This is a genomic window from Pseudomonas sp. ICMP 460, from assembly GCF_002723595.1.
Classification (GTDB): Bacteria; Pseudomonadota; Gammaproteobacteria; order Pseudomonadales; family Pseudomonadaceae; genus Aquipseudomonas; species Aquipseudomonas kitaguniensis.
This window is the reverse complement of record NZ_LKBR01000017.1, coordinates 40119-61123: the sequence shown is the minus strand read 5'-3', so window position 1 is coordinate 61123 and position 21005 is coordinate 40119. Positions and strand designations below refer to the sequence as shown.

Below are 21005 nucleotides of genomic sequence, written 5' to 3'. Positions count from 1 at the left end.
TTCAGGCTGCACGGAGCCGTGAACCGATCGCTTAAGATCGGTTCCAACGCCTGTCATTTTCCCTATCGAGCCTGAAGAATGAATCAGAACGCTGAGTACTCCGCGGTCAATGACGCAGTGCGTGGGCAGTTTTTTCGCCGAACCTGGGCGATGATCACACCTTATTGGCGCAGCGAAGAGAAGGGCAAGGCCTGGTTGCTGCTGGCGGCCGTGATTGGCTTGTCATTGTTCAGTGTGGCGATCTCCGTGTGGATCAACCATTGGTACAAAGACTTCTACAACGCCCTGGAAAAAAAGGACACGGCCGCTTTCTGGCAGTTGATCGGCTATTTTGGCGGTATTGCGGCGGTGGCTATTCTGGGGGCGGTGTACCGTTTGTACCTGACCCAAATGCTGACGATCCGCTGGCGTGCCTGGCTCACCGAAAAGCACTTCGCGCGCTGGCTTGCGGACAAAAATTACTACCAGCTGGAGCAGGGCGGTTACACCGATAACCCGGACCAGCGGATTTCCGAAGACCTCAATACCTTCACGTCCAGCACCTTGAGCCTTGGCCTGGGGCTGCTGCGCAACGTGGTCAGCCTGGTGTCGTTCTCGATCATTTTGTGGGGCGTGTCGGGCAGCATCGAGGTGTTTGGCATCACCATTCCCGGCTACATGTTCTGGTGCGCATTGCTCTACGCCGCCGTCGGCAGTTGGCTGACGCACCTGATTGGCCGTCGCCTGATCGGCCTGAGCAACCAACAACAACGCTTTGAAGCGGACTTGCGTTTCTCGATGGTGCGTGTGCGCGAGAACGCCGAGAGCATCGCCTTGTACAACGGCGAGCCAAATGAAAACCAGCGCCTGAGCGCGCGCTTCGGCAAGGTTTGGCACAACTTCTGGGACATCATGAAAGTGTCCAAGCGCCTGACCTTCTTCACCGCCGGCTACAGCCAGATCGCGATCATCTTCCCGTTTATCGTCGCCGCGCCGCGTTACTTCACCGGCAAGATCGAGCTGGGCGAGCTGATGCAAATCAACTCGGCGTTCGGCAACGTGCAGGAGAATTTCAGCTGGTTTATCAGTGCGTACTCCGAGCTTGCCGGCTGGCGTGCGACCAGTGATCGTCTGCTCAGCTTCCAGCAGGCCATGCGCGAAAACGAGCAGCGCGTCCCGGCAATCGATGTGCGCCCCGAGGGCGAACGCTTGGTGGTGAAAGACTTGGGCATGGACCTGGCCGATGGCCGCCACTTGCTCACAGACGCCGAGATGACTGTGGAACCGGGCCAGCGCGTCATGCTCAGCGGGCGTTCCGGCAGCGGTAAAAGTACCTTGCTGCGCGCCATGGGCCATTTGTGGCCAGCGGGCCATGGTAGCATTCGCCTGCCGGCGGCACGTTACCTGTTCCTGCCGCAAAAGCCCTACTTGCCGATTGGTACGTTGAAGGCGGTGCTGAGTTATCCACAAGACGACAGCGTTTACCCGGCGCAACGTTATGCACAGGTGCTGGAAACCTGCCGCTTGCCGCATCTGGTCAGCCGTCTTGATGAGGCCAACCACTGGCAACGCATGCTCTCGCCAGGCGAGCAGCAGCGCCTGGCCTTCGCCCGCGCGTTGCTGTTTGCACCGCAATGGCTGTACATGGACGAGGCCACGTCAGCGATGGATGAAGAGGATGAAGCGACCTTGTACCAAGCCTTGATCGATGAGTTGCCGGGGCTGAGCATCGTCAGCGTCGGTCATCGCAGCAGCCTCAAGCGCTTCCATGGACGCCATGTGCGCATCGAGAGCGGCCAGCTTCAAGAGCAGCAACCTGCTTGAGGTCAAACTCGGCCAGTGTGGAAGATTGAGACCCACTGAAGCGGCCTCATATGAAGTGTTGATGATGAGTTGCCAGAGTTGGGAGGTGTCAGTGTAGGAGGGGGCTTGCTCCCGATGGCGGTGGATCAGTCAGCACATTTGTAGCTGACAGCCCGCTATCGGGAGCAAGCCCCCTCCCACAGTGGATCTTCGCTGTGCTTGCGACTGCGGCACACTGAAGCGGCCTCATATGAAGTGTTGATGATGAGTTGCCAGGGTTGGGCAGTGTCAGTGTGGGAGGGGGCTTGCTCCCGATGGCGGTGGGTCAGTCAGCACATTTTTAGCTGACAGCCCGCTATCGGGAGCAAGCCCCCTCCCACAGTGGACCTTCGCTGTGCTTGCGACTGCGGCCCACTGAAGCGGCCTCATATGAATTGTTGATGAAGTGTTGCCAGGGTTGGGCAGTGTCAGTGTGGGAGGGGGCTTGCTCCCGATGGCGGTGGGTCGGTCAGCACATTTGTAGCTGACAGACCGCTATCGGGAGCAAGCCCCCTTTCACAGTGGATCTTCGCTGTGCTTGCGAATGCGGCCCACTGAAGCGGCCTCATATGAAGTGTTGATTGATGAGTTGCCAGGGTTGGGCACTATCAGTGTGGGAGGGGGCTTGCTCCCGATGGCGGTGGATCAGTCAGCACATTTTTAGCTGACAGACCGCTATCGGGAGCAAGCCCCCTCCCACAGTGGACCTTCGCTGTGCTTGCGACTGTGGCCCACTGAAGTGGCCTCATATGAAGTGTTGATGAAGTGTTGCCAGGGTTGGGCAGTGTCAGTGTGGGAGGGGGCTTGCTCCCGATGGCGGTGGATCAGTCAGCACCTTTGTAGCTGACAGACCGCTATCGGGAGCAAGCCCCCTCCCACAGTGGACCTTCGCTGTGCTTGCGACTGTGGCTCAATGAAGTGGCCTCATATGAGGTGTTGATGAAGTGTTACCAGGGTTGGGCGGTGTCAGTGTGGGAGGGAGCAAGCCTCCTCCCACAGTGGATCTTCGCTGTGCTTGCGACTATGGCCCATTGAAGCGGCCTCATATGAAGTGTTGATTGATGAGTCGCCAGGGTTGGGCAGTGTCAGTGTGGGAGGGGGCTTGCTCCCGATGGCGCTGGGTCGGTCAGCACACTTGTAGCTGACAGACCGCTATCGGGAGCAAGCCCCCTCCCACAGTGGACCTTCGCTGTGCTTGCGACTGCGGCCCACTGAGGCGGCCTCATATGAATTGTTGATGATGAGTTACCAAGTTGGGCAGATTGTGGCTCAACAAAAAAGCCCGGCTGATCATCGATCAGCCGGGCTTTTTTGGTGCTTGAAAATGACTTACTTCTTCAAGCCGTAATGCTCATCCAGCATGCCTGGGGCGTTCGGCGTTTTTGGCGCGTAGTCCCGTGGTGGCTCCTGGTTTTCCCGCGGTGGGGTGAGGCGCTCGCGTGGAGCTTGCGGTGCATCGGAGTGCAACGCGGCCAGCAGACGCTGACGGGTGATGTCGTCGAGGGCCAGGCGGTTTGCGCCATCGGCGAGGTGATCCTGTACGTCCTGGTAGCTCTGAGTGAGCTTCTTGACCAGGGTTGCGGTGCTGTTGAAGTGGGTAACAACCTCGTTCTGATAACTGTCAAAACGTTCCTGAATGTCATCCAACTGACGCTGCGTGCGGTTAGGCGCGGCATTCGGCAGCAGGCGAGCAACCAGGAATCCAATGGCGACACCGGCAACCAGGGCAAGAGTCGGCAACAACCAAACTAAGAGCGAGTGTTCCACGAGTCCTTCCTCTATAAACGGCTTTGCTTTACGTTAACGGCTCGGACCTGCGCTGTATACCGCGATTAAGCTCGCAAGCATGCCATGCACAGACTTTTAGCTAGACGAGTCGACCCTTTGAGAGGTCACGGAGTTCATTCCTTGCTCATGCGTGAAACCCCCGTTCTGATCGATGGCCCGGTTGGCCAATTGGAAGCCCTGTACCTGGATCACCCCGAGCCACGTGGCCTGGCGCTGATCTGCCACCCTAACCCGGTGCAGGGTGGCACCATGCTGAATAAAGTTGTATCGACCCTGCAACGCACCGCCCGCGATGCTGGTTTGATTACTTTACGTTTCAATTACCGTGGCGTCGGTGCCAGCGCCGGCACGCACGACATGGCCACCGGTGAAGTCGACGATGCCGAAGCGGCCGTCACCTGGCTGCGCGAAAAACACCCGGAGTTGCCGATCACCCTGCTCGGGTTTTCCTTCGGCGGTTATGTGGCCGCCAGCCTCGGCGGGCGCCTGGAAGCCAAGGGCGAAAAACTGGCGCATTTGTTCATGGTCGCCGCTGCGGTGATGCGCCTGCGCGACAGCGACGTACTGCCGCAAGGCTGCCCATTGACGCTGATCCAGCCGGAAACTGATGAAGTGGTCGACCCGCAGCTCGTCTACGACTGGTCTGCCGCCTTGAATCGCCCCCATGAGCTGCTGAAAGTGGCAGAATGCGGGCACTTTTTTCATGGCAAGCTGACCGATCTCAAGGATCTGGTGCTGCCGCGCCTTTCGAATTGATAGCTGCCTGATAAGCGATTACCCATGACCACTCGTACCCGTATTCTCACCGGCATTACCACCACCGGCACGCCGCACCTGGGCAACTACGCCGGTGCGATTCGCCCGGCTATCCTCGCCAGCCAGGACGCGAATGCCGACTCTTTTTACTTCCTGGCCGACTACCACGCCCTGATCAAATGTGATGACCCGCAGCGCATTCAGCGCTCGCGTATGGAAATCGCCGCGACCTGGCTGGCCGGTGGCCTGGATGTGAATCGGGTGACGTTCTACCGTCAGTCCGACATCCCTGAAATCCCCGAGCTGACCTGGCTGCTGACTTGCGTTGCCGCCAAGGGCCTGCTCAACCGCGCCCATGCCTACAAGGCTTCGGTGGACAAGAACGTCGAAACCGGCGAAGACCCGGACGCGGGCATCACCATGGGCCTGTACAGCTACCCGGTGCTGATGGCGGCGGACATTTTGATGTTCAACGCGCACAAAGTGCCGGTGGGCCGCGACCAGATCCAGCACGTGGAAATGGCCCGCGACATCGGCCAGCGCTTCAACCACCTGTTCGGCAAGGGCAAAGAGTTTTTCACCATGCCCGAGGCGTTGATCGAAGAAAGCGTCGCCACCTTGCCGGGCCTCGACGGCCGCAAGATGTCGAAGAGCTACGACAACACCATCCCGCTGTTCACCAGCGCCAAGGAAATGAAAGACGCCATCTCGCGCATCGTCACTGATTCGCGCGCGCCCGGCGAAGCCAAAGACCCGGACACCTCGCACCTGTTCACCCTGTACCAGGCGTTTGCCAGCCAGGCGCAGGAACAAGAGTTCCGCGCTGAACTGCTGCAAGGCCTGGGCTGGGGCGAGGCGAAAAATCGCTTGTTCCAACTGCTCGACGGCCAGTTGGGCGAAGCGCGTGAGCGCTATCACGAACTGATGTCGCGCCCATCGGACATGGAAGACCTGCTGCTGGTCGGCGCCAAAAAAGCCCGCGCTGTCGCGGCGCCGTTCCTCGCCGAGCTGCGTGAGGCGGTGGGCCTGCGCTCGTTCGTCGAGCCGGCGGCTGCGCCGGTCAGTGCTAAAAAGAAAGCCGCTAAAGCCGCACGGTTTGTGAGCTTTCGCGAAGACGACGGCAGCTTCCGCTTCCGCTTGTTGGCCGCCGATGGCGAGCAACTGCTGCTGTCGCGTAACTTTGCCGACGGCAAAGCGGCTGGCGCAGTGACCAAGCAGTTGCAAAACGGCGACGCGCTGGACGTGCGCACAGAGGCGCAAAGCTTCAGCGTATGGCTGGACGGCGCTGCGGTGGCCGACAGCGCCGCGTTTGCCGACGAAGCGTCGCGCGATACCGCCATTGCCGCGTTGCGCACTGCGTTGACCCCAACCGAGGATTAACCCGACCAAGGGTTGATTGCCATTATCCAGGGCCGTCGTTACAGTGACGGCCCGTTTTTGTTGCCTTGCTAACGAAATTATGACGCCCCTAGAACGATATCAAGCTGATCTGAAACGCCCTGAATTCTTCCATGACGCTGCCCAGGAAAACGCGGTGCGGCATCTGCAGCGCCTGTACGACGACCTGGTCGCGGCCTCGCAGAACAAGCCAGGGTTGTTCGGCAAGCTGTTTGGCAAAAAAGACCACACGCCGGTCAAGGGCCTGTACTTCTGGGGTGGCGTCGGCCGCGGGAAGACCTACCTGGTAGACACCTTCTTCGAAGCGCTGCCGTTCAAGGAAAAGGTGCGCACACACTTTCACCGCTTCATGAAGCGTGTGCACGAAGAGATGAAAACCCTGCCGGGCGAGAAAAACCCGCTGACCATCATCGCCAAGCGGTTCTCCGACGAAGCGCGGGTGATCTGCTTCGATGAGTTTTTCGTCTCCGACATCACTGACGCCATGATCCTCGGCACCCTGATGGAAGAGCTGTTCAAGAACGGCGTGACCCTGGTTGCCACGTCGAACATCGTGCCCGACGGCCTGTACAAGGACGGCCTGCAACGTGCGCGCTTCCTGCCGGCCATCGCGCTGATCAAGCAGAACACCGAGATCGTCAACGTCGACAGTGGCGTCGACTATCGCCTGCGCCACCTTGAGCAGGCCGAGCTGTTCCACTTCCCGCTGAACGAAGCAGCGCATGAAAGCTTGAAGAAAAGCTTCCGTGCGCTCACGCCGGAATGCACGCAGGCGGTGGAAAACGACAAGCTGATGATCGAGAACCGCGAAATCATCGCGCTGCGCACCTGCGATGACGTGGCCTGGTTCGAATTCCGTCAACTGTGCGACGGCCCGCGCAGCCAGAACGACTACATCGAGCTGGGCAAGATCTTCCACGCGGTGATCTTGAGCGGCGTGGAGCAGATGAGCGTCACCACTGACGACATCGCGCGCCGTTTTATCAACATGGTCGACGAGTTCTACGACCGTAACGTCAAGTTGATTATTTCGGCGGAAGTCGAGCTCAAAGACCTCTACACCGGCGGTCGCTTGAATTTCGAATTCCAGCGCACGTTGAGTCGCTTGCTGGAAATGCAGTCCCACGAGTTCCTGTCGCGCGGGCACAAGCCGTAAGCACGACACGGTAAAAATGGGGGAGGGAGCAATCCCCTCCCGCATTGGGTTCAGGCGGCTTGCTGGAACTGCTGGCGGTACTGGTTTGGCGACAGCTCGGTGTGTTGCCTGAACAGCCGCGCAAAAAAGCTCGCATCGTCATATCCCACCTCATAACTGATGGTCTTGATGCTTTTGCGGCTGCCCGAGAGCAGCCCTTTGGCCGTTTCGATACGCAGGCGTTGCAAATAGTGCAACGGCTTGTCACCGGTGGCGCTCTGGAAGCGGCGCATGAAGTTGCGAATGCTCATGCCGTGTTCGCGGGCGACGTCTTCGAAGCGAAACTTGTCGGCAAAATGCTCTTCGAGCCAGTGTTGAATCTGCAGGATGATCACGTCCTGGTGCAGCTTCTGCCCGCCAAAACCAATGCGCCCCGGCGCGTAGCTGCGCTGTACTTCGTAGAGAATGTCGCGGGCTACGGCCTGGGCGATAGTGGCGCCGCAGAAACGCTCGATCAGGTAGATGTAGAGGTCGCATGCCGAGGTGGTGCCGCCGGCGCAATACAGGTTGTCGGCGTCGGTCAGGTGTTTGTCCTGATTGAGCTGCACCTTGGGGAAGCGTTCGCTGAAGGCTTTGAAGAAGCGCCAGTAAGTGGTTGCCTCCTTGCCATCAAGCAGCCCGGCTTCGGCCAGCCAGAATACGCCAGTGGCTTCACCGCAGAGTACCGCGCCGCGGGCGTGTTGTTCACGCAGCCAGGGCAGCACTTGCGGGTAGCGCGCGCACACGGCGTCGAAGTCGTCCCAGAAGGCCGGTAGCACGATGATGTCGGCGTCTTCCAGGCCGCCGTCGACCGGCATGATCACGTCGCTGAAACTGCGCACCGATTGCCCGTCGGGGCTGACCAGGCGTGTTTCGAACGCGGGTGTAAGGCCCAGGCCTTGCTGTTTGCCGTAACGCAGGCTGGCGAGGTGGAAGAAATCCTTGGCTTGCATCAGGGTTGAAGCGAATACCCGATCAATGGCCAAAATGCTGACGCGCCGTAACGGCGTGGAGATTTGGTTGGACATAATTTCATTTATTCTTATAGGGGAAAGTGGTCACCAGACGGCTGGATCGTCTTATTTTTTACCCCGTGTGTCCAGTGCCCCGATGATGTCATCGGGGCATCGGCGCTGTTTGATGAGGGTTCCCCGGCCCGGGAACCCTCAGGTGGCGCTTAAGGCGCAGGGTTTGGATGATCCTTCTGAATCGCCTCAATCCCCTCCAGCACCTCTTTGGAGAGTGTCAGGTCGGCACTGGCGATGTTGCTGTCCAACTGCGCAAGGCTGGTTGCACCGATGATATTGCTGGTCACAAACGGCTGTTGCGTGACGAATGCCAGGGCCATTTGCGCCGGGTCCAGGCCGTGCTCGCGCGCCAGTGCCACGTAACGGCTGCACGCGGCTTCCGACTGCGGGTTGAAGTAGCGGCTGAAGCGGCTGTATTCCGTCAGGCGGGCTTTTGCCGGGCGAGCGCCGCCTTCGTACTTGCCGCTGAGCATGCCGAACGCCAGCGGCGAATACGCCAACAGGCCGCATTGTTCGCGAATGGCAACTTCCGCCAGGCCCACTTCAAAGCTGCGGTTGAGCAGGTTGTAGGGGTTCTGGATCGACACGGCGCGGCTCCAGCCACGGGCTTCGGCCAGGGCCAGGAACTTCATGGTGCCCCACGGGGTTTCGTTGGACAGGCCGATGTGGCGGATCTTGCCGGCCTTCACCTGTTCGTCCAGCGCTTCGAGGGTTTCTTCCAGCGGCGTGAGGTCGTCTTCGTCCTTGTGTGTGTAGCTCAGTTGGCCGAAAAAGTTGGTGCTGCGCTCTGGCCAGTGCAACTGGTAGAGGTCGATCCAGTCGGTTTGCAGGCGCTTGAGGCTGGCGTCGAGGGCTTCGACGATGTGTTTACGGTTGTGGCGCAGGTAGCCATCGCGAATGTAGTCGATGGTATTGCCGGGGCCTGCGATCTTGCTGGCGAGCACCCAGTCGGCACGGTCACCGCGGCTTTTGAAGTAGTTGCCGATGTAACGCTCGGTGGTCGCATAGGTGTCGGCCTTGGGCGGCACCGGGTACATTTCGGCCGTGTCGAGGAAGTTGATCCCTGCGGCTTTGGCCCGCTCGATCTGTGCGAAGGCCTCTGCCTCGCTGTTCTGCTCGCCCCACGTCATGGTGCCCAGGGCAATCGCGCTTACATTCAGATCGGTTCGGCCCAGCTGTCGATAATCCATCAGGTACTCCTTCGGGGAAAACAATCATAAAAGCAGGTTGAATTTTTTTTCGCAATCTGCATAATTGCCCACCTCTTTCTGCAGTGGAAGTGATGCGCCGCCTGCCGAAGAATCTTGCCGTTGAACGGACGCGCCGACCCGAGCCCCCGATAGCGTCTGTATCCGGCTGCCTTTGACTTGTCAAAGTACGCACTATTCAGTAAGATCCGCCGTCTAATTTACAGGGCGGCCCCTGAGGCTATTAAAGAATGACAACTTTTACTGCAAAACCGGACACCGTCCAGCGCGACTGGTTTATCGTCGACGCCGCTGGTCAGACTCTGGGTCGTCTGGCCACTGAAGTCGCCAGCCGTCTGCGTGGCAAGCACAAGCCTGAGTACACCCCTCACGTTGATACTGGTGACTACATTGTCATCATCAACGCCGAGCAGGTACGTGTTACCGGCAACAAAGCGCAAGACAAAATGTACTACCGTCACTCCGGTTTCCCAGGCGGCATCAAGTCTTCCAACTTCGAAGGCCTGATCTCCAAGAAGCCTGAGGCCCCGATTGAAATCGCGGTTAAAGGTATGCTGCCGAAGGGCCCACTGGGTCGCGATATGTTTCGCAAGCTGAAAGTCTATGCGGGCGCTGTACACCCTCATGCTGCTCAGCAGCCCCAAGAACTGAAGTTTTAACGGAATAGTTCATTATGTCGGCGACTCAAAATTACGGCACTGGCCGTCGCAAAACCGCTACCGCACGTGTTTTCCTGCGTCCGGGTACTGGTAACATCTCGATCAACAACCGCACTCTGGAAAATTTCTTCGGTCGCGAAACTGCCCGCATGGTAGTTCGTCAGCCGCTGGAACTGACCGAGACAGTTGAAAAGTTCGACATCTACGTCACCGTTATCGGTGGCGGTGTAAGTGGTCAAGCTGGCGCAATCCGCCACGGTATCACTCGCGCTCTGATGCAGTACGACGAAACCCTGCGTGGCGCTCTGCGCAAAGCTGGCTTCGTAACTCGCGATGCTCGTGAAGTTGAACGTAAGAAAGTCGGTCTGCGTAAAGCGCGTAAGCGTCCGCAGTACTCGAAGCGTTAATTCGCTTTACGTTCCACAAAACGCCCAGCCTCCTCACGGAGCTGGGCGTTTTTTATTGCCTGCGATTTGTGCACACATTTGGCCGTGACAACGTGCCACATCCGCAGACCCCCTATACTACAAGGCCTGGAGCGGCACCGCGGGCTAATTCCCTTGTAAGTGTGTGGGCTTTTCATTACCATCCTGCAAAATTTTTATAAGTTCAGATTTAATACTTAGTAGACGCCTGATTTAACAGGCCAAAAAGCTGATGGGAGAGGACTGAATGAGCAATGACGGCGTGAATGCAGGCCGGCGTCGCTTCTTGGTAGCCGCCACGTCCGTGGTGGGTGCTGCAGGAGCGGTGGGGGCTGCGGTCCCGTTCGTGGGGTCATGGTTTCCCAGTGCCAAGGCGAAAGCCGCAGGTGCACCGGTGAAGGTGAATGTCAGTAAGGTCGAGCCAGGTCAGCAAATGATTGCTGAGTGGCGCGGTCAGCCGGTTTTCATTGTTCGTCGTACTGAGGAAATCCTCGGGAACCTGAAAAAAATCGAAGGCCAGTTGTCTGACCCCGACTCAAAGAATTCCGACCAGCCCGCCTACGTTGATAAGGAAGTCCGTTCGATCAAACCAGAGATTCTGCTGCTGATCGGTATCTGCACCCACCTCGGCTGCTCGCCAACCTTCCGCCCTGAAGTGGCGCCTGCCGACCTCGGCAAAGACTGGGTCGGCGGTTACTTCTGCCCTTGCCACGGCTCCCACTACGACCTGGCCGGCCGCGTCTACAAGTCCCAACCCGCACCGTTGAACCTGCCGGTTCCGCCACATCATTACGAGACTGACAATGTCATTGTCATTGGCGTCGACGAGGGGGAGAAAGCCTGATGAGCAAGTTCATGGATTGGGTGGATGCACGCTTCCCCGCGACCAAAATGTGGGAAGACCACCTCAGCAAGTATTACGCGCCAAAAAACTTCAACTTCTTCTACTTTTTCGGCTCACTGGCGCTGCTGGTGCTGGTCAACCAGATCATCACCGGCGTGTGGTTGACGATGAGTTACACGCCCTCGGCAGAGGAGGCGTTCGCCTCTGTTGAGTACATCATGCGGGACGTCGAGTACGGCTCGATCCTGCGCTTGCTGCACTCTACCGGCGCTTCGGCGTTCTTTATCGTGGTTTACATGCACATGTTCCGTGGCCTGCTCTACGGTTCGTACCAGAAGCCGCGTGAGCTGGTGTGGGTGTTCGGCATGCTGATTTACCTGGCGCTGATGGCCGAAGCCTTCATGGGTTATCTGCTGCCGTGGGGCCAGATGTCGTACTGGGGCGCACAGGTGATCATCTCGCTGTTCGGTGCGATCCCGGTTATCGGCAACGACCTGACCCAGTGGATTCGGGGTGACTACCTGATCTCCGGCATCACCTTGAACCGCTTTTTTGCGCTGCACGTGGTGGCCTTGCCGATCGTGATTCTCGGCCTGGTGGTGCTGCACATCCTGGCGCTGCACGAGGTGGGCTCCAACAACCCGGACGGCGTCGACATCAAGAAGTACAAAGACGAAAACGGCATCCCGCTGGATGGCATTCCGTTCCACCCGTACTACACCGTGAAAGACATTGTGGGTGTGGTGGTGTTCTTGTTTGTGTTCTGCTCGATCGTGTTCTTTTTCCCGGAGATGGGCGGGTATTTCCTCGAGAAGCCCAACTTTGAGCAAGCCAACGCGTTCAAGACGCCTGAGCACATTGCCCCGGTTTGGTACTTCACGCCGTTCTACGCGATCTTGCGCGCGATTCCCGACAAGCTTATGGGCGTGATCGCCATGGGCGCCGCCATTGCGGTGCTGTTCGTGCTGCCGTGGCTCGACCGAAGCCCGGTCAAGTCGATGCGCTACAAGGGCTGGCTGAGCAAAATCTGGCTGTGGGTATTCTGCATTTCGTTCGTGATCCTGGGCGTGTTGGGCGTATTGGCACCCACCCCCGAGCGTACATTGCTGTCGCAGGTGTGCACCTTCCTGTACTTCGCCTACTTCATTCTGATGCCGTTCTACACCCGGCTCGAGAAGACCAAACCGGTTCCGGAAAGGGTGACTGGCTGATGAAAAAATTATTGGTTGCATTCGTGCTTGCGGCGCTGCCGCTACTGTCCTTCGCGGCCGAGCATGGCGCGGAACTCGAAAAAGTCGATATTGATGTGTCCGACAAGGCCGCCATGCAGGATGGTTTGCGTACCTTCACCAACTATTGCATGGGCTGCCACAGCGCCAAGTTCCAACGCTACGAGCGTGTTGCCGATGACTTGGGCATCCCGCATGACGTAATGCTCAGCCAGGCGGTGTTCACCGGCGCAAAAATCGGCGACCACATGAGCATCGGCATGCAACCGGCAGACGCCAAGGCCTGGTTCGGTGCGGCACCGCCAGACCTGACACTGGTGGCGCGTGTGCGCGGCACTGACTGGCTCTACGGTTACCTGAAATCCTTCTACGAAGACCCGGCGCGGCCGTATGGCGTGAACAACAAAGTCTTCCCGAATGTCGGTATGCCTAACGTTCTTGTCGGCCTGCAGGGTCGCCAAGTGGTAGGATGCAAGCAGGTTCAGGTCGTTGAAGACGGCAAGAAGCAATATGACCCGTTGACCGGCACGCCTCTGACACATGAAGCGTGCGATCAACTGACTATATTGCCCAAGACCGGTACGCTGAACGCAGAGCAGTTTGACGAGAAGGTCAAGAATCTGGTGACCTTCCTGGCTTACTCGGCCAACCCGGTCAAACTGCAACATCAGCGCATCGGTACGTATGTGTTGCTCTACCTGGCCTTCTTCTTCGTGTTCGCTTACCTGCTTAAACGCGAATACTGGAAGGATGTGCATTGATCCAACCGTAAGCAATTGCTGTTAATCTTGCGCGCCCAGCGGCATCTCTGAACACGTAGCGCTCTGGTTCAACCAGGCACTGCAGAGATGCTCTCTGGGCGCGCTCGTTTTTGAGCTTTCGATAATTTCAACAAGCGAGGAGGACCGCCATGGGCGTGACCAACCGGTTGGCCTGTTACTCCGACCCCGCCGACCACTATTCCCACCGAGTACGCATCGTGCTCGCAGAGAAGGGTGTCAGCGCCGAGATCATCAGTGTGGAGGTGGGTCGTCATCCGCCGAAGCTGATCGAAGTGAACCCTTACGGCAGCTTGCCCACCCTGGTCGATCGTGACCTGGCGTTGTGGGAGTCAACCGTGGTGATGGAATACCTGGATGAGCGTTACCCGCATCCGCCTTTGTTGCCGGTGTATCCGGTGGCGCGTGCCAACAGCCGCCTGCTGATCCATCGGATCCAGCGTGACTGGTGCGGGTTGGTGGATGTGATTCTGGATTCACGCAGTAAAGAAGCCGCCCGTGTCGTGGCGCGCAAGGAATTGCGCGAGAGCCTGACCGGTGTTTCGCCGCTGTTCGCCGACAAACCTTTTTTCCTCAGTGAGGAACAAAGCCTGGTGGACTGCTGCCTACTCCCCATACTCTGGCGCTTGCCGATTATGGGTATTGAACTGCCGCGGCCGGCCAAGCCGCTGCTTGATTACATGGAGCGCCAGTTTGCGCGTGAGGCTTTCCAGGCGAGTCTGTCTGGTGTCGAACGCGATATGCGCTAAGGCTTAAGGAGCCGCTGATGAACTCCAGTCGACCGTACCTGGTCCGCGCGCTCTATGAGTGGATTGTGGACAACGATTGCACCCCGCACATGCTGGTGAATTCCGAATTTCCTGCGGTTCAGGTGCCGCAGGGTTTTGCCAGTGATGGGCAGATTGTGCTGAACGTATCACCGAGTGCCGTGCGCCACCTGCACATGGACAACGAAGCGGTAAGCTTCGAAGGGCGTTTCGGCGGCGTGCCGCATACGCTGTTCGTGCCGATTGGCGCGATTCTCGGGATCTACGCCCGCGAGAATGGCCAAGGCATGGTGTTCGATCTGGAGTCGCCTTTCGAGGAAGACGAAGCGATCGAAGGCGAGGGCAGTGATGAGGCGCCACCACCGGATTCCGAGCCACCGCGCCCGACCGGTCGGCCGAGCCTCAAAGTGGTGAAGTAAACGGCTTTGCCTTCGGCCAAGTCTGAAAAATGCCTCGACGCGTGTCGGGGCATTTTTTTTGCGTAAAGGATATGGATGAAAGTCGTGACGCAACGGTGATCGTACAACAGCCATGGGCTATGATGCGTACTCAAGTTCGCCGAGAAAGATGATCTGCCATGGAAAACCCCAACACCGCCCCTCGTCTTCCCCGCAAGCGCCGCAGCCTTGCCCAGGAATTGGTCACGGTGTTGTCCGAGCAGATCCGCGACGGCCAACTCAAACGTGGCGATAAATTGCCCACCGAGTCGGCAATCATGGAAGTCCATGGGGTTAGCCGCACCGTGGTGCGCGAAGCCATCTCGCGGTTGCAGGCCGCCGGGCAGGTCGAAACCCGCCACGGCATCGGCACCTTTGTGTTGGACACGCCAAGCCCGAGCGGTTTTCGGATTGACCCGGCCACCGTGGTGACCTTGCGTGACGTGCTGGCAATTCTGGAACTGCGTATCAGCCTTGAAGTGGAGTCTGCCGGCTTGGCGGCGTTACGCCGTAGCGACGAGCAACTGGCCGCCATGCGCGCGGCGCTCGATGCGCTGAATGAAAGTGCGGCACACGCAGGTGACGCGGTCGCGTCAGACTTCGCGTTCCACCTGGAAATTGCGCTGTCTACCGGCAACCGCTATTTCACCGACATCATGACCCACTTGGGCACCAGCATCATTCCGCGTACCCGCCTGAATTCGGCGCGGCTGGCGCACGATGACCAGCAGCACTACATGAGCCGCCTGAGCCGTGAGCACGAAGAGATTTATGAGGCCATCGCGCGCCAGGATTCGGACGCCGCACGAGCGGCCATGCGCCTGCACTTGACCAACAGCCGCGAGCGGCTGCGCCATGCCCATGAAGAGGCAGAAGCGCAGCGCAATTGAAGGCGCAGCAGATCTAACGTAGGCGCTGGCTTGTGTGGGAGCCGGCTTGCCTGCGATGGCATCACTTTGGTATGCCTGAAACACCGCGGCGCCTGCATCGCAGGCAAGCCAGCTCCCACATTTGATCTCCAGTGTCAGAACACTATTGAGTAGACCCCATAGGCGAGTGATTCGGGGGGTAGCCGCGTACCTGAGATTCACCCCGATGAATTACAGTTGACGAATTATTTTATAGTTGTACGATGACGTACGACATCACCAAAAACCAACAATAACCTTTCGACAGAAAGTTTTCGCCCAGGGTGTTCGAATAATGAATCCACAAGAACTGAAGTCCATCCTCTCCCACGGTCTGCTGTCTTTCCCCGTGACCGATTTCAACGCGCAGGGTGACTTCCACCAGGCGGGCTATATCAAGCGCCTGGAATGGCTTGCTCCTTACGGCGCGACGGCCTTGTTCGCTGCCGGCGGCACCGGTGAGTTTTTCTCCCTGGCTGCCAGCGAATATTCCCAAGTGGTCAAGACCGCTGTTGATACCTGCGCCACCAGCGTGCCGATTCTCGCCGGTGTCGGCGGTTCGACCCGTCAAGCTATCGAGTACGCGCAGGAAGCTGAACGCCTGGGTGCCAAAGGCTTGCTGCTGCTGCCGCACTACCTGACCGAAGCCAGCCAGGACGGCGTTGCCGCCCACGTGGAAGCGGTGTGCAAGTCGGTCAAGATCGGCGTGGTTGTGTACAACCGCAACGTCTGCCGCCTGACTGCACCCCTGCTGGAACGCCTAGCTGAACGCTGCCCGAACCTGATCGGCTACAAGGATGGCCTGGGTGACATCGAGTTGATGGTGTCGATCCGCCGTCGTCTTGGCGACCGTTTCAGCTACCTCGGCGGCTTGCCGACTGCAGAGGTTTACGCCGCAGCCTACAAAGCTTTGGGCGTGCCGGTGTACTCCTCGGCGGTGTTCAACTTCATTCCGAAAACCGCGATGGACTTCTACCACGCGATCGCCAAAGACGATCACGTCACCGTGGCCAAGATCATCGACGACTTCTTCCTGCCTTACCTCGATATTCGCAACCGTAAATCCGGTTACGCCGTGAGCATCGTCAAAGCCGGTGCAAAAATCGCCGGCTATGACGCAGGCCCGGTCCGCACGCCGCTGACCGATCTGCTGCCGGAAGAATACGAAGCCCTGGCCGCGCTGATCGACAAGCAAGGTCCGCAGTAACTTATCTACAAGGCCGCTGAGTAATCAGCGGCCTTTTGCGTCAGGAGAAGATTTGTGTCCCAAGCCAAGCGTTTTGAAAACTACATCAACGGCGAGTGGGTGGCCGGTGCCGACTATTGCGTCAACCTCAACCCGTCGGAGTTGTCTGATGTCATTGGCGAATACGCCAAGGCTGACGTAGCCCAAGTCAACGCTGCCATCGACGCCGCTCGCGCCGCGTTCCCGGCCTGGTCGACGTCCGGGATCCAGGCGCGTCACGATGCGCTGGATAAAGTCGGCAGCGAAATCCTCGCGCGCCGCGAAGAGCTCGGTACCCTGCTGGCTCGGGAAGAGGGCAAGACCCTGCCCGAAGCCATCGGCGAAGTGACCCGCGCCGGTAACATCTTCAAATTCTTTGCCGGTGAATGCCTGCGCCTGTCGGGCGACTACCTGCCCTCGGTACGTCCGAGCGTCAACGTTGAAGTCACCCGCGAAGCCTTGGGTGTGGTCGGTTTGATCACCCCGTGGAACTTCCCGATTGCGATTCCCGCGTGGAAAATTGCCCCGGCCCTGGCCTACGGCAACTGTGTGGTGATCAAACCCGCCGAATTGGTGCCGGGTTGCGCCTGGGCCTTGGCCGAAATCATCTCGCGCGCAGGCTTCCCCGCCGGTGTATTCAACCTGGTGATGGGCAGCGGTCGTGTGGTCGGCGATGTGCTGGTCAACAGCCCGAAAGTTGACGGCATCAGCTTCACCGGTTCGGTGGGCGTGGGTCGTCAGATCGCTGTCAGCTGCGTGTCGCGTCAGGCCAAAGTGCAGTTGGAAATGGGCGGTAAAAACCCGCAGATCATCCTCGACGACGCCGACCTCAAGCAGGCCGTCGAGTTGTCGGTACAGAGCGCGTTCTACTCCACCGGCCAGCGTTGCACAGCGTCCAGCCGCTTTATCGTGACCGCCGGTATCCACGACCAATTTGTCGCGGCCATGGCTGAGCGCATGAAGTCGATCAAAGTCGGCCACGCCCTGAAAAGCGGCACCGACATTGGCCCGGTGGTTTCCCAGGCCCAGTTGGATCAGGACCTGAAATACATCGACATCGGCCAAACCGAAGGCGCGCGGCTGGTCAGCGGTGGCGGCCTGGTGACGTGCGATACCGAAGGCTACTACTTGGCGCCAACCCTGTTTGCCGACAGCGAAGCCGCCATGCGCATCAGCCGAGAAGAGATCTTCGGCCCGGTCGCCAACGTGGTGCGCGTTGCCGATTACGACGCGGCGCTGGCCATGGCCAACGACACCGAGTTCGGCTTGTCGGCCGGTATTGCCACCACGTCGCTGAAGTACGCCAACCACTTCAAGCGCCACTCGCAGGCCGGGATGGTGATGGTCAACCTGCCGACTGCCGGCGTTGACTATCACGTGCCATTCGGTGGCCGTAAGGGCTCCTCCTATGGTTCGCGCGAGCAGGGTCGCTATGCGCAAGAGTTCTACACCGTGGTGAAAACCAGCTACATCGGTTCGTAACACGCAACACCCGTGGTTCCTGCTGTGTGCGGGAGTCGGGCAAGCCCGGCTCCCGCACAACGCGCTGCACAACACAACTTGATTACCCGCAAAAAAAATAATTAGTGGGAGTACTTTTTCATGCAAGCGACCAAGCCGACCCATGTCCGCTATTTGATCCTGCTCATGCTGTTCCTGGTGACAACGATCAACTATGCCGACCGGGCCACCATCGCAATCGCGGGCTCCAGCCTGCAAAAAGACCTCGGCATCGACGCGGTCACCCTCGGTTACATCTTCTCTGCATTCGGTTGGGCCTACGTGGCGGGGCAAATCCCCGGCGGCTGGCTGCTCGATCGTTTCGGCTCGAAAAAAGTCTACGCCCTGAGCATCTTCACCTGGTCGCTGTTCACCGTGCTGCAAGGCTATGTCGGTGAATTCGGGATCTCCACCGCCGTCGTTGCGCTGTTTATGCTGCGCTTCATGGTGGGCCTGGCCGAAGCGCCGTCCTTTCCGGGTAACGCACGCATCGTGGCGGCCTGGTTCCCTACGGCTGAACGCGGTACCGCTTCGGCGATCTTCAACTCGGCGCAATACTTCGCCACGGTGCTGTTTGCACCGCTGATGGGTTGGATCGTTTACAGCTTCGGCTGGCAGCACGTGTTTATCGTGATGGGCGCAATCGGCATTGTCTTCTCGCTGGTCTGGCTGAAAGTTATCCACAGCCCGCGCCAGCACCCGATGATCAACGCCGCCGAGTTCGATTACATCGCCGCCAACGGTGCCATGGTCGATATGGACCAGGACAAAGGCAAGGGCAAGAAAACCGATGGCCCGAAGTGGGATTACATCCGTCAGTTGCTGACCAACCGCATGATGCTCGGCGTTTACCTCGGCCAGTATTGCATCAACGGCATCACGTACTTCTTCCTCACCTGGTTCCCGGTGTACCTGGTGCAGGACCGTGGCATGACCATCCTCAAAGCCGGTTTCGTGGCTTCGCTGCCGGCGATCTGCGGCTTTATCGGTGGCGTACTCGGCGGGGTTATTTCCGATTACCTGCTGCGCAAAGGCCATTCCCTGACCTTCGCCCGCAAGGCGCCGATCATTGGTGGCCTGCTGATTTCGAGCAGCATCGTGGCCTGCAACTACGTGGACATCGAGTGGATGGTGGTGGGCTTCATGGCCTTGGCCTTCTTCGGTAAAGGCGTTGGCGCACTTGGCTGGGCGGTGGTTTCCGACACCTCACCGAAACAAATCGCCGGCCTCAGTGGCGGCTTGTTCAACACCTTCGGTAACCTGGCATCGATCACCACGCCTATCGTTATTGGCTACATCATCGCCACCACCGGTTCGTTCAAGTGGGCCTTGGTGTTCGTCGGCGCCAACGCGCTGGTAGCGGTGTTCAGCTACCTGGTGATTGTCGGCCCGATCAAACGCGTGGTGCTCAAAGAGCCGCCAAGCAGCAAAGGGCCTGAGTTGACCAACCTTACCGAAGCGCATTCCTGAGGGGCGATGTAATGCAGTTGATTGAACATGCCGACTCGCCGCGCTCGATTCGTTTGCACGCGCGCGACAACGTGGTGATCGTGGTCAATGACCAGGGCGTACCGGCCGGGACCGAGTTCCCGGACGGCCTGGTGACCGTCGAATTTATCCCCCAGAGCCACAAAGTGACCCTGGAAGATATTCCCGAAGGCGGTCAGATTATTCGCTACGGCCAAACCATTGGTTACGCTTTGGCGCCGATTGCGCGCGGCAGTTGGGTGCAGGAAGATCAACTGCGCATGCCCACCGCGCCACCGCTGGACAGCTTGCCGCTGTCCACCGAGGTGCCGGAAACCCCGGCGCCGCTGGAAGGCTTTACCTTCGAGGGTTATCGCAACGCCGACGGCACCGTGGGCACGCGCAATATTCTCGGCATCACCACCACCGTGCAGTGCGTCACCGGTGTGCTGGACCACGCGGTCAAGCGCATCAAGGACGAGTTGCTGCCGCACTATCCGCACGTGGATGACGTGGTGGCGCTGACCCACAGCTACGGCTGCGGCGTGGCGATTACGGCGACCGATGCGTATATCCCGATCCGCACCGTGCGCAACCTGGCACGCAACCCGAACCTGGGTGGCGAAGCCTTGGTGATCAGCCTGGGGTGCGAGAAATTGCAGGCCGGGCAGGTGATGCACGACAACGACAGCTCGGTCGATTTAAGCGAGCCGTGGTTGTACCGGTTGCAGGATTCCAGCCACGGTTTTACCGAGATGATCGAGCAGATCATGGCGCTGGCTGAAGCGCGCTTGAAAAAACTCGACCAGCGCCGCCGGGAAACCGTGCCGGCCTCCGAGCTGATTTTGGGCATGCAGTGCGGCGGCAGTGATGCGTTTTCCGGCATCACCGCCAACCCGGCGCTGGGTTATGCCTCGGATTTGCTTTTGCGGGCCGGGGCGACGGTGATGTTTTCCGAAGTCACCGAAGTACGCGATGCGATTTACCTGCTGACGTCGCGCGCCGAGAGTAAAGAAGTGGCGCAGGAGCTGGTCAGGGAAATGGACTGGTACGACCGTTACCTGGCCAAGGGCGAGGCTGATCGCAGCGCCAACACCACGCCGGGCAACAAGAAGGGTGGGTTGTCGAACATCGTCGAGAAGTCCTTGGGCTCCATCGTCAAGTCCGGCAGCAGCGCGATCAATGGCGTGCTTGGCCCTGGCGAGCGTTTCAAGCGCAAAGGCCTTATTTTTTGCGCCACGCCGGCCAGTGACTTTGTCTGCGGCACCTTGCAACTGGCGGCCGGGATGAACTTGCATGTGTTCACCACCGGGCGCGGCACGCCTTACGGGCTGGCCATGGCGCCGGTGGTGAAAGTCTCGACGCGTACGGAGCTGGCGCAGCGTTGGCCGGACTTGATCGACATTGACGCCGGGCGCATTGCTACCGGGCGTGCGACGATCGAGGAGTTGGGTTGGGAGCTGTTTCACTTCTACCTGGACGTGGCCAGCGGCAAGAAGCAGACGTGGGCCGAGCAGCTCAAGCTGCATAACGACATCACGTTGTTTAACCCGGCGCCGATTACTTAGGCCCGAGTTGCCGCCATCGCGAGC

General features: G+C 59.1%; 19 protein-coding genes. 16 read left to right on the top strand and 3 right to left on the bottom strand.

The window, feature by feature from the left end; translation table 11 throughout:
* Window positions 1-78 precede the first annotated feature (78 nt).
* On the top strand, window positions 79-1803 hold the full coding sequence (locus tag AO240_RS14170; protein WP_099237001.1) for an ABC transporter ATP-binding protein/permease: 1725 nt from the start codon (window positions 79-81) through the stop codon (window positions 1801-1803).
* A 1347-nt stretch (window positions 1804-3150) separates the two neighbouring features.
* On the opposite strand, the gene AO240_RS14165 is transcribed toward AO240_RS14170, so the two are convergent.
* On the bottom strand, window positions 3151-3588 hold the full coding sequence (locus AO240_RS14165; RefSeq protein ID WP_004372274.1) for a YhcB family protein: 438 nt from the start codon (window positions 3586-3588) through the stop codon (window positions 3151-3153).
* Between the two features lie 147 nt (window positions 3589-3735).
* Here AO240_RS14165 and AO240_RS14160 point away from each other — a divergent pair, with 147 nt between their 5' ends.
* The 3 genes from AO240_RS14160 to zapE all read left to right on the top strand — a co-directional run bounded on the left by AO240_RS14160 (window position 3736) and on the right by zapE (window position 6919).
* Entirely contained in the window at window positions 3736-4365 is a 630-nt protein-coding gene (locus tag AO240_RS14160) for an alpha/beta hydrolase (RefSeq protein WP_099237000.1), read from the top strand.
* A 24-nt stretch (window positions 4366-4389) separates the two neighbouring features.
* Window positions 4390-5745 carry a tryptophan--tRNA ligase gene (locus AO240_RS14155; RefSeq protein ID WP_099236999.1) on the top strand — a complete coding sequence of 452 codons (1356 nt, stop codon included), beginning with the start codon at window positions 4390-4392 and terminating at the stop codon, window positions 5743-5745.
* A gap of 79 nt (window positions 5746-5824) precedes the next feature.
* Entirely contained in the window at window positions 5825-6919 is a 1095-nt protein-coding gene (gene zapE / locus AO240_RS14150; protein WP_099236998.1) for a cell division protein ZapE, read from the top strand.
* Between the two features lie 50 nt (window positions 6920-6969).
* Here the strand turns inward: zapE and AO240_RS14145 are convergent, their stop codons facing one another.
* Together AO240_RS14145 and AO240_RS14140 are read right to left on the bottom strand one after the other, a co-directional pair.
* Window positions 6970-7890 carry a GlxA family transcriptional regulator gene (locus AO240_RS14145; protein ID WP_177445824.1) on the bottom strand — a complete coding sequence of 307 codons (921 nt, stop codon included), beginning with the start codon at window positions 7888-7890 and terminating at the stop codon, window positions 6970-6972.
* A 224-nt stretch (window positions 7891-8114) separates the two neighbouring features.
* The gene (locus tag AO240_RS14140; protein ID WP_058414361.1) at window positions 8115-9155 is read right to left on the bottom strand and encodes an NADP(H)-dependent aldo-keto reductase; all 1041 of its coding nucleotides are present in this window, start codon (window positions 9153-9155) and stop codon (window positions 8115-8117) included.
* Window positions 9156-9403: 248 nt separating this feature from the next.
* Between AO240_RS14140 and rplM the strand changes: the two genes are divergently transcribed.
* The 12 genes from rplM to garD all read left to right on the top strand — a co-directional run bounded on the left by rplM (window position 9404) and on the right by garD (window position 20981).
* A complete protein-coding gene (rplM, locus tag AO240_RS14135) occupies window positions 9404-9832 on the top strand; it encodes a 50S ribosomal protein L13 (protein WP_058414360.1) in 429 nt (142 codons plus the stop codon).
* 14 nt (window positions 9833-9846) lie between these two features.
* Entirely contained in the window at window positions 9847-10239 is a 393-nt protein-coding gene (gene rpsI, locus AO240_RS14130) for a 30S ribosomal protein S9 (protein ID WP_003216038.1), read from the top strand.
* Window positions 10240-10504: 265 nt separating this feature from the next.
* Window positions 10505-11101, top strand: a complete 597-nt coding sequence (gene petA / locus AO240_RS14125; RefSeq protein ID WP_058414359.1) for a ubiquinol-cytochrome c reductase iron-sulfur subunit — start codon at window positions 10505-10507, stop codon at window positions 11099-11101.
* Window positions 11101-12312, top strand: a complete 1212-nt coding sequence (locus tag AO240_RS14120) for a cytochrome bc complex cytochrome b subunit (RefSeq protein WP_058414358.1) — start codon at window positions 11101-11103, stop codon at window positions 12310-12312. The genes petA and AO240_RS14120 overlap by 1 nt, the downstream gene beginning before the upstream one ends.
* Window positions 12312-13091 (top strand): cytochrome c1, encoded by a 780-nt coding sequence (locus AO240_RS14115; RefSeq protein ID WP_099236996.1) that lies wholly within the window; start codon window positions 12312-12314, stop codon window positions 13089-13091. The genes AO240_RS14120 and AO240_RS14115 overlap by 1 nt, the downstream gene beginning before the upstream one ends.
* 149 nt (window positions 13092-13240) lie before the next feature.
* Entirely contained in the window at window positions 13241-13858 is a 618-nt protein-coding gene (locus AO240_RS14110) for a glutathione S-transferase N-terminal domain-containing protein (RefSeq protein WP_058414356.1), read from the top strand.
* A 17-nt stretch (window positions 13859-13875) separates the two neighbouring features.
* Complete coding sequence (locus AO240_RS14105) at window positions 13876-14295, top strand: ClpXP protease specificity-enhancing factor (RefSeq protein WP_099236995.1); 420 nt, start codon at window positions 13876-13878, stop codon at window positions 14293-14295.
* 158 nt (window positions 14296-14453) lie between these two features.
* The gene (locus AO240_RS14100) at window positions 14454-15203 is read left to right on the top strand and encodes a FadR/GntR family transcriptional regulator (RefSeq protein ID WP_058414354.1); all 750 of its coding nucleotides are present in this window, start codon (window positions 14454-14456) and stop codon (window positions 15201-15203) included.
* A 313-nt stretch (window positions 15204-15516) separates the two neighbouring features.
* Window positions 15517-16428: a 5-dehydro-4-deoxyglucarate dehydratase gene (gene kdgD, locus AO240_RS14095; RefSeq protein ID WP_058414353.1), complete on the top strand. Its 912-nt coding sequence runs from the start codon at window positions 15517-15519 to the stop codon at window positions 16426-16428.
* Window positions 16429-16482: 54 nt separating this feature from the next.
* Complete coding sequence (locus tag AO240_RS14090) at window positions 16483-17928, top strand: aldehyde dehydrogenase family protein (protein WP_099236994.1); 1446 nt, start codon at window positions 16483-16485, stop codon at window positions 17926-17928.
* 120 nt (window positions 17929-18048) lie between these two features.
* Entirely contained in the window at window positions 18049-19416 is a 1368-nt protein-coding gene (locus AO240_RS14085; RefSeq protein ID WP_099236993.1) for an MFS transporter, read from the top strand.
* An 11-nt stretch (window positions 19417-19427) separates the two neighbouring features.
* Complete coding sequence (gene garD / locus AO240_RS14080) at window positions 19428-20981, top strand: galactarate dehydratase (RefSeq protein ID WP_099236992.1); 1554 nt, start codon at window positions 19428-19430, stop codon at window positions 20979-20981.
* Window positions 20982-21005 lie beyond the last annotated feature (24 nt).

What these genes read in the sequence shown, in the direction of transcription:
- AO240_RS14170 (WP_099237001.1), top strand. Translation starts at nt 79, where the DNA reads ATGAATCAGAACGCTGAGTACTCCGCGGTCAATGACGCAGTGCGTGGG.
- AO240_RS14160 (WP_099237000.1), top strand. Translation starts at nt 3,736, where the DNA reads ATGCGTGAAACCCCCGTTCTGATCGATGGCCCGGTTGGCCAATTGGAA.
- AO240_RS14155 (WP_099236999.1), top strand. Translation starts at nt 4,390, where the DNA reads ATGACCACTCGTACCCGTATTCTCACCGGCATTACCACCACCGGCACG.
- zapE (WP_099236998.1), top strand. Translation starts at nt 5,825, where the DNA reads ATGACGCCCCTAGAACGATATCAAGCTGATCTGAAACGCCCTGAATTC.
- AO240_RS14145 (WP_177445824.1), bottom strand. Translation starts at nt 7,890, where the DNA reads ATGCAAGCCAAGGATTTCTTCCACCTCGCCAGCCTGCGTTACGGCAAA.
- AO240_RS14140 (WP_058414361.1), bottom strand. Translation starts at nt 9,155, where the DNA reads ATGGATTATCGACAGCTGGGCCGAACCGATCTGAATGTAAGCGCGATT.
- rplM (WP_058414360.1), top strand. Translation starts at nt 9,404, where the DNA reads ATGACAACTTTTACTGCAAAACCGGACACCGTCCAGCGCGACTGGTTT.
- rpsI (WP_003216038.1), top strand. Translation starts at nt 9,847, where the DNA reads ATGTCGGCGACTCAAAATTACGGCACTGGCCGTCGCAAAACCGCTACC.
- petA (WP_058414359.1), top strand. Translation starts at nt 10,505, where the DNA reads ATGAGCAATGACGGCGTGAATGCAGGCCGGCGTCGCTTCTTGGTAGCC.
- AO240_RS14120 (WP_058414358.1), top strand. Translation starts at nt 11,101, where the DNA reads ATGAGCAAGTTCATGGATTGGGTGGATGCACGCTTCCCCGCGACCAAA.
- AO240_RS14115 (WP_099236996.1), top strand. Translation starts at nt 12,312, where the DNA reads ATGAAAAAATTATTGGTTGCATTCGTGCTTGCGGCGCTGCCGCTACTG.
- AO240_RS14110 (WP_058414356.1), top strand. Translation starts at nt 13,241, where the DNA reads ATGGGCGTGACCAACCGGTTGGCCTGTTACTCCGACCCCGCCGACCAC.
- AO240_RS14105 (WP_099236995.1), top strand. Translation starts at nt 13,876, where the DNA reads ATGAACTCCAGTCGACCGTACCTGGTCCGCGCGCTCTATGAGTGGATT.
- AO240_RS14100 (WP_058414354.1), top strand. Translation starts at nt 14,454, where the DNA reads ATGGAAAACCCCAACACCGCCCCTCGTCTTCCCCGCAAGCGCCGCAGC.
- kdgD (WP_058414353.1), top strand. Translation starts at nt 15,517, where the DNA reads ATGAATCCACAAGAACTGAAGTCCATCCTCTCCCACGGTCTGCTGTCT.
- AO240_RS14085 (WP_099236993.1), top strand. Translation starts at nt 18,049, where the DNA reads ATGCAAGCGACCAAGCCGACCCATGTCCGCTATTTGATCCTGCTCATG.
- garD (WP_099236992.1), top strand. Translation starts at nt 19,428, where the DNA reads ATGCAGTTGATTGAACATGCCGACTCGCCGCGCTCGATTCGTTTGCAC.